General features: G+C 60.6%; 15 protein-coding genes and 2 rRNA genes. 12 read left to right on the top strand and 5 right to left on the bottom strand.

Going from position 1 to position 19,676, the window contains the following annotated elements; translation table 11 throughout:
- Positions 1-134 precede the first annotated feature (134 nt).
- Genes G5533_RS08225 through G5533_RS08215 form a run of 3 tightly spaced genes read left to right on the top strand, consistent with a single transcriptional unit; the run spans position 135 to position 4,070 of the window.
- On the top strand, positions 135-1,952 hold the full coding sequence (locus G5533_RS08225) for an extracellular solute-binding protein (protein WP_421255687.1): 1,818 nt from the start codon (positions 135-137) through the stop codon (positions 1,950-1,952).
- Between the two features lie 31 nt (positions 1,953-1,983).
- Positions 1,984-3,042, top strand: coding sequence for an ABC transporter ATP-binding protein (locus G5533_RS08220; protein ID WP_441254694.1), 1,059 nt, complete (start codon positions 1,984-1,986; stop codon positions 3,040-3,042).
- On the top strand, positions 3,039-4,070 hold the full coding sequence (locus G5533_RS08215; RefSeq protein ID WP_441254693.1) for an ABC transporter ATP-binding protein: 1,032 nt from the start codon (positions 3,039-3,041) through the stop codon (positions 4,068-4,070). Before G5533_RS08220 ends, G5533_RS08215 begins: the two co-directional genes overlap by 4 nt.
- 101 nt (positions 4,071-4,171) lie before the next feature.
- Here the strand turns inward: G5533_RS08215 and G5533_RS08210 are convergent, their stop codons facing one another.
- On the bottom strand, positions 4,172-4,783 hold the full coding sequence (locus G5533_RS08210) for a YitT family protein (RefSeq protein WP_005349421.1): 612 nt from the start codon (positions 4,781-4,783) through the stop codon (positions 4,172-4,174).
- Between the two features lie 309 nt (positions 4,784-5,092).
- Between G5533_RS08210 and G5533_RS08205 the strand changes: the two genes are divergently transcribed.
- The 9 genes from G5533_RS08205 to glnE all read left to right on the top strand — a co-directional run bounded on the left by G5533_RS08205 (position 5,093) and on the right by glnE (position 16,140).
- On the top strand, positions 5,093-6,106 hold the full coding sequence (locus G5533_RS08205) for an NAD-dependent epimerase (protein WP_441254692.1): 1,014 nt from the start codon (positions 5,093-5,095) through the stop codon (positions 6,104-6,106).
- Between the two features lie 109 nt (positions 6,107-6,215).
- Positions 6,216-6,821: a DUF2076 domain-containing protein gene (locus G5533_RS08200; RefSeq protein WP_421173205.1), complete on the top strand. Its 606-nt coding sequence runs from the start codon at positions 6,216-6,218 to the stop codon at positions 6,819-6,821.
- A gap of 204 nt (positions 6,822-7,025) precedes the next feature.
- Complete coding sequence (locus tag G5533_RS08195) at positions 7,026-7,214, top strand: hypothetical protein (protein ID WP_042054915.1); 189 nt, start codon at positions 7,026-7,028, stop codon at positions 7,212-7,214.
- A 155-nt stretch (positions 7,215-7,369) separates the two neighbouring features.
- Positions 7,370-8,224, top strand: coding sequence for a lytic transglycosylase domain-containing protein (locus G5533_RS08190; protein WP_441254691.1), 855 nt, complete (start codon positions 7,370-7,372; stop codon positions 8,222-8,224).
- 107 nt (positions 8,225-8,331) lie between these two features.
- The gene (locus G5533_RS08185) at positions 8,332-9,162 is read left to right on the top strand and encodes a phosphorylase family protein (RefSeq protein ID WP_216951989.1); all 831 of its coding nucleotides are present in this window, start codon (positions 8,332-8,334) and stop codon (positions 9,160-9,162) included.
- Between the two features lie 182 nt (positions 9,163-9,344).
- Positions 9,345-11,012 (top strand): energy-dependent translational throttle protein EttA, encoded by a 1,668-nt coding sequence (ettA, locus tag G5533_RS08180; protein WP_005338959.1) that lies wholly within the window; start codon positions 9,345-9,347, stop codon positions 11,010-11,012.
- A 93-nt stretch (positions 11,013-11,105) separates the two neighbouring features.
- Positions 11,106-11,435 carry a hypothetical protein gene (locus G5533_RS08175; RefSeq protein WP_216951990.1) on the top strand — a complete coding sequence of 110 codons (330 nt, stop codon included), beginning with the start codon at positions 11,106-11,108 and terminating at the stop codon, positions 11,433-11,435.
- A gap of 264 nt (positions 11,436-11,699) precedes the next feature.
- Complete coding sequence (locus G5533_RS08170) at positions 11,700-13,043, top strand: NCS2 family permease (protein ID WP_441254690.1); 1,344 nt, start codon at positions 11,700-11,702, stop codon at positions 13,041-13,043.
- 187 nt (positions 13,044-13,230) lie between these two features.
- Positions 13,231-16,140, top strand: a complete 2,910-nt coding sequence (gene glnE / locus G5533_RS08165) for a bifunctional [glutamate--ammonia ligase]-adenylyl-L-tyrosine phosphorylase/[glutamate--ammonia-ligase] adenylyltransferase (RefSeq protein ID WP_441254689.1) — start codon at positions 13,231-13,233, stop codon at positions 16,138-16,140.
- A gap of 173 nt (positions 16,141-16,313) precedes the next feature.
- Here glnE and G5533_RS08160 read toward each other — a convergent pair whose 3' ends face one another.
- The 4 genes from G5533_RS08160 to G5533_RS08145 all read right to left on the bottom strand — a co-directional run.
- Positions 16,314-18,476, bottom strand: coding sequence for an AsmA family protein (locus G5533_RS08160; protein ID WP_421255693.1), 2,163 nt, complete (start codon positions 18,474-18,476; stop codon positions 16,314-16,316).
- A gap of 132 nt (positions 18,477-18,608) precedes the next feature.
- Positions 18,609-19,115, bottom strand: a complete 507-nt coding sequence (locus G5533_RS08155) for an NUDIX hydrolase (protein WP_128815396.1) — start codon at positions 19,113-19,115, stop codon at positions 18,609-18,611.
- 183 nt (positions 19,116-19,298) lie between these two features.
- A 5S ribosomal RNA gene (gene rrf, locus G5533_RS08150) occupies positions 19,299-19,413 on the bottom strand.
- A 121-nt stretch (positions 19,414-19,534) separates the two neighbouring features.
- Positions 19,535-19,676, bottom strand: a 23S ribosomal RNA gene (locus G5533_RS08145); the annotation flags it as partial.

The raw sequence follows: 19,676 nt of genomic DNA, 5'->3' as shown, positions 1-19,676 counted from the left end.
CGCATCGGCAGGTGCCGGGTAACGAACAGTGATTAATGAAGGACGGGCCGCCGCCATCGGCGGTCCCGGGAGCAAGGGATAATCCCGTTATCAATCAAGACCCCCAGTGCAGGGGCCAGACCTGGAAGTCAAACATGAAAAATAAAATCAAATGGATAGGTGCTCTCTTTGTGCTGGTAAACGGATCCTGGGTCTGGGCGGCCAGCCTGCCCGCGGATCTCAAATGGGAGACCAACGACACGGATCCTGTGTTCGCCTCCCCCAAGGCGCTGTCGGGCGGCAGCCTCAATATGTTTGTGGAGAGCTTTCCGCTGACGTTTCGCACCGTGGGGCCTGACTCCAACGGATCGTTCCGCTCCTTTATTCTCGATAACCAGTTGCGACTCATCAGCTTCCACCCCAATACCGGCAACCCCATCCCCTCGCTGGCGACCCACTGGGCCATCGCGCCAGACAGCCAGACCGTCTACTTCAAGCTGGATCCGCGAGCCAAATGGTCGGATGGCAAGCCGGTCAATGCTGACGACTACACCTTCGGCTACGAGATGATGCGCTCCAAACACATCAAGGGGCCCTGGTTCAACAACTACTACACCACTGAAGTGGTAGCGGTAGAGAAGATCGATGATCACACCATTATGGTCAAAGCGGGCAACCGCAAGGCCAAGATGGACCTGCTCAACACCACCGAGCTGTGGCCCCAGCCCAAACACTACTACAAGCTGACCCCCAACTGGGTGAAGCAGTACAACTGGGCCGTGGTGCCCACCACAGGTCCCTACGTGATCAGCGACGTCAAGAAGGGCAAGTCGGTCACCTTCAGCAAGCAGAAGGATTGGTGGGCAAAGGATGATCGCTACAACCAGTACAGATTCAACATCGACACCATCAAGGTGCAGGTGATCCGCGACCACAACATCGCCTTCCGCCACTTCCTGAAAGGGGAGATCGATACCTTCGAGATGATCCTGCCCAACTGGTGGCATGAAAAAGCGGTCACCCCGGAGTACAAAAAAGGCTACGTGCAGAAGGTGATGGCCATGACCGACACCAAACAGGGCGGTCAGGGGGTGCACCTCAATGTGGCCAACCCCAAGCTGGCGGACGTAAACGTGCGCCTCGGCATCCAGCACGCCTTCAACATCGACAAGATGATCGAGACCGTGCTGCGCGGCGACTATGACAGAGCCACCACCTTTGACTCGGGCTTTGGCGAATTCACCGACATCACGTTGCCGGAGCGGGCTTATGACATCGGTAAGGCGCGGGAGTACTTTGCCAAGGGCGGCTACAACAAGCCGGGGCCGGACGGCATCCTGCAAAATGAGAAGGGTGAGCGGCTGACACTAGCGCTCACCTACACCAGTCAGGAGCACTCCAAGCGACTGACTGTGCTGAAAGAAGAGGCCAAGAAAGCGGGTCTCGATCTGGAGCTTAACCTAGTGGATGGCGCCACCGGCTTCAAGGTGATGCTGGAGAAGAAACACGAGGCGGCCTGGCTCGGTTGGGGCGGCGGCGGTCTCTATCCGCAATATTGGGAATTTTTCCACTCCGCCAACGCCAACAAACCGCAGACCAACAACCTGTTCAACGTAGCGGACAAGGAGCTCGACGCGCTGATCGATGCCTACAACGTCGAATTCGACATGGCCAAACGGGCCAAGCTCTCCCAGCAGATCCAGCAGCGCATCTATGATCTCGCCATCTTCGTGCCTGGGGTGCAGCTCAACTATGTGCGGGCCAGCAGCTGGCGTTATGTGATGCTGCCGGAGGTGCCTGCCACCAAGAACACACCGGATCTGCTCTACTGGCCGATGGACGGTTATCCTCACAGTAGCGGCGGTTTGCTCTGGCTCGATCCCAAGGTGAAGGAAGAGACCCGCAACGCCAAGGAGGCAGGGGAGGCGCTGGCGCCCATCAACCTGCTCGACAAGACCTATGCACGTCATTGATATTCAGGCCATTGCGAAGGGAGCAGCAGTTATGCCCAACACCCAGGCCCCCATTCTTGACGTACCGGATAACGGGGGGGAGTTCGCCGTTGATCACGGCCAGCACCAAGCCCCAATCCTCGAAGTACGCGATCTCGAGGTGGAGTTCGCCGTCGATGACGGCAAGATCAAGGTGCTCGACGGGGTCAGCTTCAAGGTGGCACCGGGTCAGACGCTGGGGATCGTCGGCGAGTCCGGCTGTGGCAAGAGCGTTACCTCGCTCGCCATCATGGGGCTCTTGCCCAAACCCCACGGTCAGGTGGTAGCCGGTTCTATCCGCTTTCAGGGGGAAGAGCTGCTGTCGCTTGCGCCGGATCAGATGTACAAGGTGCGCGGCAACCGCATCTCGATGATCTTTCAGGAGCCGATGACGGCCCTCAACCCGGTGCAGACGGTCGGTGAGCAGCTGATGGAGGTGTTTCGCCTTCATCGCCCCGAGTACGACAAGGCCCAGCGCAAAACCGCGGCCATCGCCATGCTGCAGAAGGTGGGGATCCCGGAACCGGCCCAGCGCTTTGCTGTCTATCCCCACAACCTCTCCGGCGGTATGCGCCAGCGGGTGATGATCGCCATGGCGCTCTCCTGCGAGCCAGACCTGCTTATCTGCGACGAGCCGACCACGGCGCTGGATGTCACCATTCAGGCCCAGATCCTCGAACTGATGAAAGAGCTGCAGGCCCAGACCGGGATGGCCATCATCTTTATCACCCACGATCTGGGGGTGGTTGCAGAGCTGTGCGACGAAGTGGTGGTGATGTACGCCGGGCGGGCGGTGGAGCAGGCCGATGTGTTCGAACTGTTTGACCATCCCCGTCACCCCTATACCCACGGCCTGATGAGCTCGATCCCGCGCCTGGAGGATGAGCCCAAGAGCCTGCTCAAGACCATCAAGGGACAGGTGCCAGCCCTGCACGAGATGCCCGCAGGCTGCCGCTTCTCCAACCGCTGCCCCCATGCGACCGATCTCTGCATCAGCGCCATTCCGGCGGTGGAGCAACTCAATCCGCGCCACCATGTCGCCTGTCACTACTGGAAGGAGTTGACCCCATGAGCACTCTGTTATCGGTCAGGGATCTGAAACAGCACTTCCGGCTGGGAGGCGGCTTCCTGCGCAAGCAATATAAGGTTCACGCGGTGGATGGCATCAGCTTCGATCTCAAGCAGGGGGAGACGCTGGGGCTGGTGGGTGAGTCGGGCTGCGGCAAGTCCACCCTCGGGCGCAGCCTGCTCAAGCTGTTCGAGCCGACCGCAGGCACCATCACCTTCGAGGGGCGCGACATCACCGTCCTCAGCCCGAAGGAGATGCGCTCCCTGCGTCAGGAGATGCAGATGGTGTTTCAGGACCCTGCAGAATCCCTCAACAGCCGCCACACCGTGGGCCAGATTTTGGAGGAGCCCTTTATCATCCACGGTAAAGGCAACACTGAGCAGCGCCGCGGCTGGGTGCAGGAGTTGCTGGCAAAAGTGGGCCTGCCGGGCAGTGCGGTGGATCGCTACCCCCACGAGTTTTCCGGCGGTCAGCGCCAGCGGATCGGCATCGCCCGCGCCATCGCCCTCAAGCCCAAGCTGCTGGTGTGCGACGAGGCAGTCTCGGCCCTCGATGTCTCGGTGCAGTCGCAGATCGTCAACCTGCTGCTCAGCCTGCAGCGGGAGATGAACCTCTCCATCATCTTCATCGCCCACGATCTGTCGGTGGTCAAACACATCTCGGATCGCATCGCGGTGATGTATCTGGGACGGATCGTCGAGCTGGCGGATGCCCAGTCGCTCTATCTGGCGCCGCGCCACCCTTACACCCAGGCGCTGATCTCTGCCATTCCGGTACCGGACCCGCGCAGGCGCAGTCAGCGCATTCTGCTGACCGGCGATGTGCCCTCCCCCATCTCGCCGCCAAGCGGCTGCCACTTCCACCAGCGCTGCCCCCATGCGACCGAGTTGTGCAAAAGCAAGGCACCCAAGCTTGAGGCGTGTGATGAGGCCCATCATCAAGTGGCCTGCCACACCCCGCTCGCCGTCGGTGGTCACGCTATCAGCGGCAACGCCATGAGCGGCGACAGCAGGCTGGAACAGGCGAGCTAGGCGCAGCGAACAAACACCAGGGGAGAAACAGACGAGGCGGCCATCAGGCCGCCTCGTGCTATCGGGTCACTCTTGTCTTATCGGGTCACGGCTACCGCTTGTCAGGCAATCTGGTAACGGCCCGGCTTGTGGTTGAGTGTCAACACCAGATTACAGATAACCGCCGCCACGATGGAAAGCGCCAGGATCCAGGGCTGCACCACGAAAAACGAGGCGACAACAATGGCGCAATCGAGCCCCATCTGCAGCTTGCCCGCCCGGATGCCAAAGCGATCCTGAATAAAGAGCGCCAGAATGTTGAAGCCCCCCAGACTCGACTTGTGACGGAACATGATGAGCAGCCCCATGCCAATCAAGGTACCGCCGATCAGCGCCGCATAGAGGGGCTCTATCTTGCCGATCTGCAACACCCCGTTGAGGTGATCTGTCATGTAGGAGACCGCCGCCACCGAGACAAAGGTGTTGAAGGTAAAACGTGGCCCCATCCGCAGCCATGCCAGCGCATAGAAGGGCAGGTTGATGCCGAAAAACAGCAGGCCGAAGCTGATGCCGGTCACCTTTTGCAGCAGCAGCGCCAGCCCGGCAGTCCCGCCGGTGAGCAGGCCAACCTGATGAAACAGAAAGATGCCGAGGGAAACAAAGCCGGCCGCCGTCAGCAGGGCCAGCACATCCTCATAAATAGGATGAGCAGTGCGAATCGAGGTGTTGTCCATAACCTGTATCCAAGCGAAGTAAAGAGAGAGTGTCTGTCGCCTGCCGTTGCGGGCGGGCTGCGAGCCCTGTCCACAGGGCTTCGTTATGGGGTCCAGTCTATTTTTTGTGAAAAGGATCACAACAGTCAGGCTGAACGCCCCATTCTGGTGCCTGTCATCTGGCATTGACACCCGCTGCACCAAGATGCAGCATGCCGCGCCGACAGAGGCGGTTTGCCATGGCGCAAACGCGCCGGCTCTGCTACAAAGCGCGCAACCCCCTTTTCTCATCACTGTCAGGAGCCCCATGATCTGCACAGGACCCCAACCATGACCTATCTGGTCACCGGTGTTGCCGGCTTTATCGGTTTTCATGTGGCCAGCCGGCTCTGCGCGGCGGGTCATCAGGTGGTGGGCATCGACAACCTTAACGACTACTACGAGGTGAGTCTGAAAGAGGCGCGGCTGGCACAATTGGCCAGTTATCCCCATTTCCACTTCGAACGGGTCGATCTGGCGGATCGCGAAGCGATGGCTACTCTCTTTGCCCGTCATGGTTTCGAGCGCGTGATCCATCTGGGGGCTCAGGCGGGGGTACGCTACTCGCTGGAGAATCCGTTTGCCTACGCCGACAGCAACCTCACCGGCATGCTGACGGTGCTGGAGGGGTGTCGCCAGCACGGGATCCAGCACCTCATCTACGCCTCTTCCAGCTCGGTCTATGGCATGGGGGATCAGATGCCTTACTCCACCGCGCAGCAGGTGGATCATCCGGTCTCCCTCTACGCTGCGACCAAAAAGAGCGGCGAGCTGATGGCCCACGCCTACTCGGCGCTCTATGGCCTGCCCACCACAGGGTTGCGCTTCTTTACCGTCTACGGCCCCTGGGGCCGTCCCGACATGGCCATAATCAAGTTCACTCGCGCCATCCTCGCGGGAGAGCCTATCGACGTATACAACCACGGCGATCTCAGCCGCGACTTCACCTTTATCGACGACATCGTCGCGGGGATCCTAGCCGTGGCCGACCAGCCGCCCCGCCCCAATTCCGATTGGCACGCCAGCGAGCAGAGCGCGGCCGAGAGCGCAGCTCCCTACCGCATCCTCAATATCGGCAACGGCCAGCCGGTGCGGCTGCTCGATTTTATCGAGGCACTGGAAGAGGCCATCGGCAAGCCCGCCATCAAGCGGATGCTGCCGATGCAGGCAGGTGACATGCACACCACCTGGGCCGACAGCGAACCGCTACACACCCTCACCGGCCTGCGCCCCACTACGCCCCTCAAGCAAGGTGTTGCCGAGTTTGTCCGCTGGTATCTCGACTACTACCGGCCCGCCCGCTGACGAGCGCGATAGCCCCTCGGTCATTGATGAGTTAATCAGATACCACTGATGCCCCGCGGGTTTTAGGATGGCTGAACGCACTGTCTGCGCACCATAGCGAGGATTTGAGATGCAATCACAGGAACAGGGTCTGATCGATGGACTGTTCGACCGCCTCAAGCAAGCGCAAGCCAGGGATAGCAAGCGAGACCCACAAGCGGATCAGCTGATCCGCCAGCATCTGGCCCAGCAGCCCGATGCCCCCTACTACATGGCCCAGGCGCTGCTAATTCAGCAGGCAGCCCTTACCCGCCTCAACGATCGAGTCAAGGAGCTGGAGGCCAGCCAGAACAGTTCGAGCGGCGGCAGTTTTCTCTCCGGCCTGTTTGGTAGCGAGAGCAGCACGCCCCCGCGCTTTACGCCGCCACCGGCAACCGCGCCTGCCCAGCCCGCGTCCCGTGCCAGCTCCTTTTTAGGGGGCGCCCTGCAAACCGCAGCCGGGGTTGCCGGTGGCGTGATGCTGGCCGATATGATCGGCGGACTGTTTCACAGCAACCGGCCCGAGGAGATCATCGACATAATAGAGCCAGCGCCCATCGCCAATCCGGTCGATGCGGAACCGGTACGCTGGGACGGCTGGGATTCACCTCCCGATGTTGGCAGCAGTTTTCTCGACGACGATAACCTGAGTGGCGGCTGGGCCGACAGTGACGATAACAACGGCGGTTTCTTCTGACCGTCAAACCATTACTGGCCCCGCATCTGGCGGGGCTCAACTCGATACGAAACCCATGACTATGGAAAGTGTGATGACACCACGGATCGGCAGCGGCATGACGCGATATACTCAGCGCGCTTCGTGCCACCCGGGAACAACTCCCGACCCCAGGCGCTCTGTCCGTGGCCACGCAACACCCCCATGACGACAAGGAGCCACCTCATGATCCGAACCCTGCTTTTGACCGGTGCCGCCATTGCGGCCTATGCCCTGACCCAGAGCCACTCTCTGCTTCCCCTGCTCAGCCTGCTGGCCCTGCTTTCGCTCTGGGTTGTCAGTGAAATTGGCAGCTTCTATCGCACGCTTCCTCCCGCCGTGCTGGATGAGCAGGAGTATCACCACGACTTCTAACCGGATGAAAAATGGTGTGAAACTGTCGAGATGCCGTTAGTTCCATACCGTTTTGCTCTCTGAAATCAACCGGCTATAACAACAGGATCCACTGGGTTCGTGGCGATAGCAGCCATGTTCCTCTATATCTTCTGTACTCAAACAGGAGATAACCCATGGGGCACATCAGCGAAAACGGACTGTTTTTGCTGCTTTTTTTGTCGTTGTTACTGGCAGGTACGCCGCGGGCGATGGCACAAGGCAGGGATTTCAGACAGGCTCCCAAGGCGCTAACAGCGATCAAGCAGGGTCAAGTTGCCCAGCAACACGGTCATCTGCAAAAAGCCATCGCCCTCTATTGCGTGGCCGCCAGTACCGGCAACCCGGAAGGATATTTCCGGATCGGTCGCCTGCTCGCCACCGGCCCAGCCTCGGTGCGCAGCGCCAAGCTGGCTAACAGTTATCTCGCCATGGCAATGCGCCTTGGCAACCAGCAGGCCAGCCGCTACTACAACCCGCGGGTCGGCAATGCCCCCATGGGCGATCAGTGCGGTGTCGGCATGCGCGGCGGACAAGGGAGTTATTCCGCCTTGCCCAGCACACCGTTCAATGTCGAGGCATATCTGGCACGCCAGTCACCGGGCAAACAGAAGCTGGTCACCATGCTGCGTCACGCCGCCAAACACCATAAGGTGGATGCCCGGCTGGTACTAGCGATTGCCATCGCCGAATCCAATCTCAACAGCCGTGCCGTTTCCCCCAAGAATGCCCAAGGGCTGATGCAGCTGATCCCCGAAACCCAGCAACGGTTCGGGGTAACCCGGCCATTCGATCCAGCCCAGAACATCAAGGGTGGCGTCAGTTATCTCAAATGGCTGGATCGCCGCTTCGATGGCGACTGGGTACTGATCTCGGCAGCCTACAATGCCGGGGAAAAAGCGGTGGAACGCTATGGCGGGATCCCACCCTATGACGAAACACAGGAGTATGTAAAACGGGTGCTCTACTTCGCTGGCCACAAGCAGCCCTGAGGCCATTCATCAGCATGTCCGTTACTGACAAAACACGCACCAACATTGCGCAACCGTTTTCCTTTCGGTAGGATCCGGCGCTTTCTCGCCAGCCCTACATGTATCCCATGAATATCATCAAACGCTGTTCGCGCCTGCTCACCCTCTTTGCCCTCCTCTCCTCCAGCGTGATGGCGGCCACCCCGGCCCCCATCCTGATCCAGGGGGCGATGGACGTCGAAGTCGAAACTCTCGTTGCCGCACTGAAAGACAAGACGGAGCTGACTGTGGGGGCCTGGACATACTGGCAGGGTACTATCTCGGACTATCCGGTGGTCATCTCCCGCACCGAGGTGGGTCTGGCCAATGCCGCTGCCGCCACCACGTTGGCGATTGAGCGTTTCAAGCCGCGTCTCATCATCAATCAGGGTACGGCAGGAGGCCATGATCCGGCACTGCACCGGGGCGATATCGTTATCGGCACCAAGAGCTTCAACATGGGAGCCTATCGCAGTGACCTGATGCCCGCCGAGCAAGGCGTCGATCCGAGCAAATGGCACAACTTCGAGGTCACCATGCGTCTGCGCGATAACGGCAAGCTGGTGGAGCACAGCTCGTTCGCTGGCGATCCCGAGCTGATTGGCCGCGCCCTCGGTATGGCCGATCGCTATCGCCACGGCCGAGTAGTAGGCGGCATCATTGGCACCGCCGATGAGTGGAACCGACAGGTAGCGCGCATCAACTGGCTGCATCAGACCTACCAGACCGCCGCGGAAGAGATGGAAACCTCCTCCGCCGCCCTAGTGGCTGAGGCCTACAAGGTACCCTTTGTCGGCATCCGGGTACTCTCCAATACCGATCTCCACGGTGAAGAGTTTGACCCGCAGACTGCCATCCACTGCCAGCAATTTGTCATTGATTACGCAAACGCTCTGATCAACAGTTTCCACAAGGCATAAGGCCCTATAAGAGGCCGTCATGACAGGCGGCCTATCTTCCCCATCTTTGCCCCCCCTTGCCCATTGGTTTACAATCGGAACGTTTTTTGGAACCGGGTTGACCTGTGTCGACCAGGCCCCACCACGACATCAGTCTGTTAATGCCAAGACATTAACCTGCTGAAAAGGAAGAGAATTAGCCAATGGCTCAATTTATTTACACCATGAACCGGGTCGGCAAGGTAGTGCCGCCCAAGCGTCATATTCTCAAGAACATCTCCTTGAGCTTCTTCCCGGGCGCCAAGATTGGCGTGCTGGGTCTGAACGGCGCCGGTAAATCGACCTTGCTGCGCATCATGGCGGGCATCGACACCGAGATCGAAGGGGAAGCCCGTCCGCAGCCCGGCATCAAGATCGGCTACCTGCCGCAGGAGCCGAAGCTGGAGCCGGAGCAGACCGTACGCGAAGCAGTCGAAGAGGCCGTTGGCGAGGTGAAGCGCGCCATGGCCCGTCTGGACGAGGTCTATGCGGCCTACGCCGACCCGGATGCCGACTTTGACAAGCTGGCCCGCGAACAGGGCGAGCTGGAAGCCATCATCCAGGCCCAGGGCGGCCACAACATGGAAAACCAGCTGGAGCGCGCGGCCGATGCCCTGCGCCTGCCGGCCTGGGATGCCAAGATCAAACACCTCTCCGGTGGTGAGCGCCGCCGTGTGGCGCTCTGCCGTCTGCTGCTGGAAAAGCCGGACATGCTGCTGCTGGACGAACCGACCAACCACCTGGATGCGGAATCCGTGGCCTGGCTGGAGCGCTTCCTGCACGACTATGAAGGCACTGTTGTGGCCATCACCCACGACCGTTACTTCCTCGACAATGTGGCAGGCTGGATCCTGGAGCTGGACCGCGGCGAGGGTATCCCGTGGGAAGGCAACTACTCCTCCTGGCTGGAGCAGAAGGACGCCCGTCTGGCGCAGGAAGCCAGTTCCGAAGCGGCCCGTCGCAAGTCCATCGAGAAAGAGCTGGAGTGGGTTCGTCAAAATCCGAAAGGGCGTCAGGCCAAGTCCAAGGCCCGTATGGCTCGCTTCGAAGAGCTCAACACCAACGACTACCAGAAGCGCAACGAGACCAACGAGCTGTTCATTCCGCCCGGACCGCGCCTCGGCGACAAGGTGGTGGAAGTGGCCAACCTGCGCAAATCCTACGGTGATCGGGTGCTGATCGACGATCTGTCGTTTGCCATTCCGAAGGGTGCCATCGTCGGCATCATCGGCCCGAACGGTGCCGGTAAGTCGACCCTGTTCCGCATGATGTCGGGTCAGGAGCAGCCGGATTCCGGCGCCATCACCCTGGGTGAAACCGTGGTGCTGGCCTCTGTCGATCAGTTCCGCGACAGCATGGATGACAAGAAGACGGTCTTCGAAGAGGTCGCTGACGGTCAGGATATCCTGCGCATCGGCAACTACGAGTTCCCGAGCCGCGCCTATATCGGCCGCTTCAACTTCAAGGGTTCCGACCAGCAGAAGCGGGTTGGCGAACTCTCCGGTGGTGAGCGCGGTCGTCTGCACCTAGCCAAGCTGCTGCAGACCGGCGGCAACGTGCTGCTGCTGGATGAACCGACCAACGATCTGGATATCGAAACCCTGCGCGCCCTCGAGAACGCCCTGCTGGAGTTCCCGGGTTGTGCCATGGTCATCTCCCACGACCGCTGGTTCCTCGACCGTATCGCCACTCACATCCTGGACTATCAGGATGAGGGCAAGATCGAGTTCTTCGAAGGTAACTTTACCGAATACGAAGAGTGGAAGAAGAAGACCTACGGCGCCGAGGCGATCCAGCCCCATCGCGCCAAGTACAAGCGCATCGCCAAATAAGGCTGACTGCGTGTTGAGGGGAGCTCCGGCTCCCCTTTCTGTTGTCTTTTGGCTTACAATCCTAGACGGATGCCTTTGCATGGATGTAGCACGATGACGACCCCCATAGAGAAAAAACTCACCATCCAGATCCGGGTTGAACCGGGTTGTCTCGGGCCGGATGGCAAGACACATATAGAGACCTTCTGTGCCGCTGCTGCCAAGATTTTTGCCGCCGTGGAGCCCGAGCTGGTGAGCTGGGTGCTGATCCCCCGCTATGACAAGCAGCTGCCGGAGCAAGAGTTCTTTATCGAGGGGCGCAAGCTGACCGAAGAGCAGGCAAGCCTGTTTCTGCGCCGCTTCGGCCGTGAACTGGGTGAAGTGCAAGACCGGCTCGACTCGGTGCTGGCCCAGCTGGTCGAGCGCTACTTCAAAACCCTTTAAGCCTCCAATTTTCGATAAAAGGTTCTCTGCTGAGAACCTTTTTTCATGCTCAAAAAGCAAACGTTTGAATTTTTACTCTATTCATTGATCTGCTTCGCAGATCCGGGGTTTGTAAACGGCGCCGCCTGTGTAAAAATGTGCGCGCTGTCACGGTATCAGGACGAGTCTGGTTACTTAACCGCCAGAAACAGGGCAATTTACCCCGCATGGATGGGATAGCCCGTTCCCCTGCTGCTTATTTCACGTCACCTATTGGAATCCAACATGAATCAACAACACCAAGCTGCCAATCAGGCCGCCGGGCAAGGATTGCTTGAGCGCCTGTTTGCCCTGCAAGGCCATGGCACTACCGCCCGCACCGAAGTGATCGCCGGTATCACCACCTTCCTGACCATGGTCTATATCGTGTTCGTCAACCCGCAGATCCTCTCTGCTGCGGGCATGGACACCCAGGCCGTGTTCGTCACCACCTGCCTCATCGCCGGTATCGGCAGCATCCTGATGGGCCTGTTGGCCAACCTGCCGATCGCGCTGGCCCCCGCCATGGGCCTCAATGCCTTCTTCGCCTTCGTGGTGGTCGCGGGCATGGGTTACTCTTGGCAAGTGGGCATGGGCACCATCTTCTGGGGCGCCATGGGTCTGTTGATCCTCACCCTGCTGCGGGTGCGCTACTGGCTGATCGGCAACATCCCGCTTACTCTGCGGGTCGGCATCACCGCCGGTATCGGTCTGCTGATCGCCCTGCTCGGCCTGCACAACGCAGGGATCGTCGTGGCCAACCCCGCGACTATGGTGACAGTGGGCAATCTCACCTCCCTGCCCTGCCTGCTGGGGCTGCTCGGTTTCTTCCTGATCTGCATCTTCTCCGCCCGCGGCGTCCACTCCGCCGTGCTGATCGCCATCGTGGTCACCACGGGTCTGGGCTGGCTGTTTGGCGATGTCACCTTCAAGGGCTTTGTCTCCATGCCTCCCAGCATCGAGCCGGTGTTCGGCCAGCTGGATCTGATGGGATCGCTCGATATCAGCCTCGCCGGGATCATCTTCTCCTTTATGCTGGTCAACCTGTTCGACTCCTCCGGCACCCTGATCGGCGTCACCAACCGCGCCAAGCTGGCCGATGACAAGGGCCACTTCCCGCGCATGAAACAGGCGCTGATGGTCGATAGCGTCAGCTCCGTCGGCGGCGCTTTCATGGGCACCTCCTCGGTCACCGCCTTTATCGAGAGCAGCTCCGGCGTTGCCGTCGGCGGCCGTACCGGTCTGACTGCCATCGTGGTCGGCATCCTGTTCCTGCTGGCTATCTTCTTCTCTCCGGTCGCCGCCATGGTGCCGGCCTACGCCGCCGCTGGCGCCCTCATTTATGTGGGCGTGCTGATGTGCTCCGAGCTGACCCGGGTGAAGTGGGAAGATCTGACCGAAGCGGTACCAGCCTTCATGACCGCGGTGATGATGCCGTTCAGCTTCTCCATCACCGAGGGGATCGCCGTGGGCTTCATCTCCTACTGCGTGATGAAGGCAGGTACCGGCCGCTGGCGCGAGATCAACCCCTGCGTGCTGGTGGTTGCCCTGCTGTTCGTGCTCAAGTTCGTCTGGGTAGACGGCCACTGATAATGACCAGCGCAATCCGATGGGCTCCCGACAGGGAGCCCATTTTTATTTGCCGGATCATGCTTCTCGCCCCTGCGCTGTGACGCGGGGGCCTGACAGTGCTAGATTGGCAGCCACCATTTTGAACCGGCAGTTTCGTTAACCCCATGTCGTTAACCACCTGTCGTGAACCACAAGGACGGCAACCGTGGCCCAGCATTTTGCTTCTCCCTCAGCATCAATCTCCGCATCAATCTCCCCATCACTCACCGCTTTCCCGCCCTTGCTGCAAGAACAGGCCGAGCGCCAGTGGCAGCGGCTGGTCGAGCTGGCCCCCGACTATGGCTCGCTGCCCGAGCCCGTTCGCCAGCCCCTGCTGACCCTGCTCGGCCTCTCCGATTTTGTCGCCGACTCCCTCTTCAAACAGCCGGAGTTGCTGACCGAACTGCTCGCCTCCGGGGATCTGGAGCGCTCCGAGCGCTGGCCCGCCTACCAGAGCGATCTGACCGCCCTGCTCGCCGAGGTGAGTGATGAAGAGGCGCTCAAGCGCATCCTGCGCCAGTTCCGCCGCAGCCGCATGCTGGTGATCGCCTGGCGCGAGCTGCTGGGCCACGCTGAAGTAGAAGAGAGCTTTATCCACCTCACCAAGCTGGCAGATACGCTGATCTGCTCTGCCCGCGACTGGCTCTACGCCAAACAGTGCGGCGAGCTGGGCACCCCGATGGATGGCAATGGCAACCCGCAACCGCTGCTGATCCTCGGTATGGGCAAGCTGGGGGGCGGCGAGCTGAACTTCTCCTCGGACATCGACCTTATCTTCACCTTCCCCGAGAACGGCTACACGGTTGGCGGGCGACGCGAGCTCGCCAACCAGCAGTTCTTTATCAAGCTGGGCCAGCGCATCATCAACGCCCTCCACCAGCCCACCCAGGATGGTCAGGTGTTCCGGGTCGATATGCGCTTACGCCCCTTTGGCGATGCGGGGCCGCTCGCCATCTCCTTCGCCGCCATGGAGGATTACTACCAGCACCACGGCCGCAACTGGGAGCGCTACGCCATGGTCAAGGCGCGGGTACTGGGGCCCCAGTGCGAGCACGCGGTGGAGCTGGCCGAGATGCTTCGCCCCTTCGTGTTTCGCCGCTATATCGACTTTGGCGTTATCGACGGCCTGCGCCAGATGAAGGCGATGATCGCCGCCGAGGTGCGCCGCAAGGGGCTGGAGGGCAACATCAAGCTGGGGGCTGGCGGCATCCGTGAAGTGGAGTTTATCGCCCAGGCGCTGCAACTGATCCGAGGCGGGCGCGAGCCGGCGCTGCGGGTGCGTCACCTGCCCGAAGCGCTGGCCGCCATCGCCCAATGTGGCGCCCTCGAATCCGCCCATTGCGACCGCTTGCTGACGGCCTACCGCTTCCTGCGCCGGGTCGAGAACATCTTGCAGGAGATCGGCGATCAACAGACCCAGACCCTGCCCACCGAGGAGCGGGATCGCCAGCGGCTGATCGCCGCCCTCGGCTTTGCCGACTGGGGCACCTTTATGGCTTATCTGGATGAGGAGATGGCCGCCGTCCATCAGGAGTTCGCCGCCGTGGTGGGGGAAGAGAAAGAGGCACCCGCCCATCTGGAGCAGCTCTGGCTCGATCTCTGGCGCACCGAGCTCGACGCCGCCGAGCTGGAAAAATTGCTGACTGCTCAAGGGGTCGTCGAGCCAGCCCCGCTCTGCGGTGCCCTGCTGCGTTTCAAGGAGGAGTACAAGCGCCGTCAGGTGGGGCCGCAGGGGCGCATCGCGCTGGACTGGCTGATGCCGGAGCTGCTGCGGCTGGTGGTCGCCAGTGAGCAACCCGCCCGCCTGTTCGAGCGGGTATGCGAGCTGCTGACCCGCATCTTCACCCGCAGCGCCTATCTGCAACTGCTGGCGGAAAATCCGGGCGCCCTGCGCCAGCTGGTGCGGCTGTGCGACGCCAGCCATCTGGTGAGCGAACAGCTGGCCCGCTACCCTATCCTGCTGGATGAGCTGCTCGATCCCCAGCACCTCTACCACCCCACCCCGCTCGATCAGTACAAGCCCCAGCTGCGCCAGTTCCTGCTGCGCATCCCCGAAGAGGACGTGGAGCAGCAGATGGAAGCGCTGCGCCAGTTCAAGCAGGTGCAGCTGCTGCGCATCGTGGCGGCCGACATCGCCGGCGCCCTGCCGCTGATGAAGGTGAGCGACCACCTCACCTGGCTGGCGGAGGCGATCACCGAAGAGGTGGTCAATCAGGCATGGGCCCAGATGAGCGAGCGCTACGGGGTGCCGCCCGAGGTGGCAACCAGCGGCCAGCGCGGTTTCGCGGTGGTGGCCTATGGCAAGCTGGGCGGCATCGAGCTCGGCTACGGCTCGGATCTCGATCTGGTGTTCCTGCACGGCGGTGACCCCAACAGCTACACCGATGGCCGCAAACCCATCGACAGCCGCCAGTTCTACCTGCGTCTGGCACAGCGGATCCTGCACCTGTTCAGCACCCGCACCCCGTCCGGCATTCTTTACGAGATCGATATGCGGCTGCGCCCCTCCGGCGACTCCGGCCTGCTGGTCTCGTCCCTCTCGGCCTATGAGCAGTATCAGCAAAACGAGGCCTGGACCTGGGAGCATCAGGCACTGGTGCGGGCCCGCCCCATCTATGGCGATGACGCCATCGTTGCCGAGTTTGCCCGCATCCGCCGCGCCGTGCTGGCCAAGGAGCGCGAACTGCCGACCCTGGCCCGCGAGGTGCGCGAGATGCGCCACAAGATGCGGGATCACCTGCTCAAGGCGGGCGCCGGCGAGTTCGACCTCAAGCAGTCCCCCGGCGGCATGGTGGACATCGAGTTCATCGCCCAGTACCTGGTGCTGGCCCACGCCTGCGGTGAACCCGAGGCGCTCACCCGCTGGTCCGATAACGTGCGCATCTTCGATGAGTGCGTGCTGGCGGGGGTACTCACGCTGGAGCAGGCGGAGGGGCTCAAGCACGCCTATCTGGAGATCCGCAACCTCGGCCATCGCCTCAACCTCTCGGAGATCTCCCGCAAGGTGAGCGACGATCAGCTGCAGAGTGAGCGCAGCCATGTCCTCGGCGTCTGGCAAACCCTGCTGGGGGAGTAATTCCCGCCAGCGGCAATGAAAAAGGGCCCGCCTGAAGCAATTCAGGCGGGCCCTTCCCTATAGAGTTGCCAGGCAAATGCCTAGTCCGATACGACACTCACAGAACGGTCTCCACAATAAGAAAGAGCCCGCACGGGGCGGGCTCTGCATGGGGATAAAACGAAAGGCTGGGGCTATTTGAACAATCCCTTGAGCAGCTGGTCAGCCACACCTTTGACGGCTTCATTGTCGGCCTTGTCCCCCAGCAGCTTCTTGAGGCCGCGTTCGGCCTCCTTGCGCGCCTTATCCTCCAGCAGCTTGTTGTTGCTAAGCAGCGCCTTCACATCGAGCTGGTAGCTGGGGGCTTGCCAGTGACCGCCGATCCGCACCGGAATGGTGATCTCCTTCAGCTCATCCACATCCTTGCCCCCCTGCCCCTTGCTGCTCTCGACAATGGAGGTGAGGAACAGGAAGTCGAGGCTCTCCAGCACCAGCGCCGTCTGCCCCTCGCCCTTGACCCGCAAGGCGGGGGCAAAGAGCTGGATGTCGTTGCTACGGGCGATGCCGTCGGCAATCTGGAAGCTGGCGGTGAGGGCGCTGAAGTCGGTCTTGCGCGCCTCCTTCACCTGCTCGGCCCCCTTGCCGGTGAGGGTGGCCCGCGCCTCGCGGATCATTTCCGCTAGGTTGATGCCGTGCAGGGCGCCGTCGCTCAGCTTCAAGGTCACCTTGCCCTGCATTCCGTTGCGCAGTGCCAGAGGAGAGAGACCACGCCCCTGCACCTGCACATCGAGATCGCCCTTACCCTCCAGCAGATCGCTCTGGGCCAGAGTCTGCAGCAAGGGACGAATGTTCACTCCGGCCACCTGCTTGTGCACCTTGTAGGTGGCGGGTTGCTGGCGTGCGTCGAGAACCCCTTTCGCGCTTACCTGACCGCCCGCCACGGTCGCGCTGAACTGTTTGAGCGTCAGCAGTCCCTTGGCCAAAACCACCTGCAGATCGACAGTACCGAGATCCAGCCCTTTCAGGCGCAGGCTACCGAGTTGCAACCGACCATCCAGATCCACACCTTTGAGCGCGCCCAGATCCGGTTCAACCGCGGAGAGGGCTTCGCTCTTGCCGGTTGCTTCTTTATCGCCAGTTGCAGCGGTATTGGAAGCACCGACCGTTGGTTTGTCCTCTCTCGCCTGCGCTGGTGTGGTCGGTGCCGATCTGGCGAGCCATTTGTCGAGATCCAGCTTCTCCCCCTTGAGATCGAAGCTGATCGAGGGAACAGCGCCAAGCTGCACGGTTCCATCACCACTCAGCAGCGCCTCATCAGCACTCATCACCAGCTTGCTCAGGGTAATCAACTCCTTGTCGAGCTCGGCACGGGCAAACCCGGCCAGTTTCAGCTTCATCTGCGGGCGCGGCAGCGCATCACCTTCCAGCGCAGCCGTCAGCAGCACATCGGAGAGCTCGGCCAGCTTCATCTCTTTATCGAGCCGTCCCTTGAGCGTTCCTTCCAGCGAACCAGCCAGTGAAGCTTGCTGCCCCTCACCCTTGGCTCCTTTCAGCGCCAACGTGAGGTTGCTCCACTCACCAAGGGCCAGTCGGTCTCCCTTGATGGAGAAACTGTCGAGTCGCAGAGACGGGTCACTCAGGCTGCCGCTGAGGCTCAGATCTTTCAGCTCACTCGCCATCACCTCCTGCGCCAGCTTGATCTGGGTCTGCCCTTTAACGTCGAAAGCGAGCTTGTCGGCACTCCCCTTGGCGGCCAGCGTCACGGGTACCCACTGACCGGTGGCCAGTTGCCCCATATCGAGATCGAGGCGATCCAGTCGCAGCGACGTGCCGCTGCGATCATCCTGTACCAGCGCACTGGCCTGGGAGAGCGCGACACCCTGCAAGCTGATCTGCCAGGGCTTGCTATCAGCGGTTGGCGCTGGGGCTGCGGGAACGACCGGTTCGCTTGCATCAGCAGTGGCATCTTTGAGCAGTCCGCTCAGATTGGAGCTGCCATCCGCCTTGGTCTGGATAAAGAGATGGGCGCCACTCAGGGTCACCTTGCCGATCTCCAGACGATGGGAGAGCAGCGGCAACAGGGCCACCGAGGCCTCGCCCTGCTCGAAACGAACCAGATCCGGCTCGGCAAAACCGGCCGGATTGCGCAGAGCGACCTTCTCCAGCGAGAGGCCGAGACTCGGCCAGAAACGCCAGTCAATCTCCCCCGCCATCACCAGCTCCCGACCCGTGCTCTTGCGCACCTGTTCAGCCAGTTGGGGCTTGAATTGATTGGGGTCGATAAGGCTTATCAACGTCACTATGGCCAGCAAGGCTGCCACGGCGATGCCGAGCAAGATGAGAACTATCTTCTTCACGATATGCTCCTTGAATCCGGATCCACTGCTGACTATACCACTCACCGTCTGACGAATGGCGTCTGCGGGACAAAAGTGGACAAGGATGAGACAGGGATGGTCGCTGCCAATCCCCATCGTCATCAGCAGGGATCAGGCTTGCAAAGAGGATTGCTGCAGCCGCGCCACCGCGGTGCGCGTCGATTCGAAAGCAAAGCGGGGCAAGGGAATATCGCTGATCTTCAGCCACTGACAGGCGGCCACATCGTCAGCCGGCTGGATGAACGGTTTTTCACTCAGCTTGATAGCGAAAAAGGTGTCACAGGTGTGATAGGTGATGCCATCGTAGAGATAGATATTGGGAAAGGAACCGAGATAGGTACAAGGATGAGCGCTGACATCGAGCCCCAGCTCCTCCTGCAACTCGCGCACAAGTGCCCCCTCCAGCGACTCGCCGGGATCGACAAATCCGCCAGGCAGATCCAGCAACCCCTTGCCCGGATCTCGGGCACGCACCGCAACCAGCACCTCATCCTGCCAGCAAAGCGCTACCATCACCGCCGTCGCCACATTTTGGAAAAAATGAAAACCGCAGCCACAGCGAAACTCTTTGGGGCTGATGCTCTGCAAGGTTTGACAACCACATTTTGGACAAAACATGGGCTATCTCCGACCAGATAAAGCACCATTTTACGCAGCCAGGGCCGTTTTTTATGAGTAAAACTGATGGGATGATCAGGAATTCAGGGGAAGGAGGGGATAACACTGGCCAATTTTCAGGCTACTTTCTGATTTCCAGGCAATAAAAAACCCCGCTCATTGAGCGGGGTTCTTAAATTGGGTGCCTGGCAGTGTCCTACTCTCGCATGGCGAATGCCACACTACCATCGGCGCTACCGCGTTTCACTTCTGAGTTCGGCATGGGATCAGGTGGTTCCACGGCGCTATGGCCGCCAGGCAAATTCTTAATCCAGAAAGCTGACGTGAGTAACGACTTGGCTAGTTTGCTTTGTCATTACCACTGAATTTGAGTAGTTCGTTCATTCGCTACAAGCCTTAGAACACTTCTTGGGTGTTGTATGGTTAAGCCTCACGGGTAATTAGTATGGGTTAGCTCAACACGTCGCCGCGCTTACACACCCCACCTATCAACGTTGTGGTCTCCAACGGCCCTTTAGGACCCTCAAGGGGTCAGGGATGACTCATCTCAGGGCTCGCTTC

It is taken from the genome of Aeromonas sp. A600620 (assembly GCF_029479985.1).
GTDB lineage: Bacteria > Pseudomonadota > Gammaproteobacteria > Enterobacterales > Aeromonadaceae > Aeromonas > Aeromonas veronii_A.
Note: the sequence above shows the minus strand (reverse complement) of the source record. Positions and strands in the feature narration are given on the sequence as shown.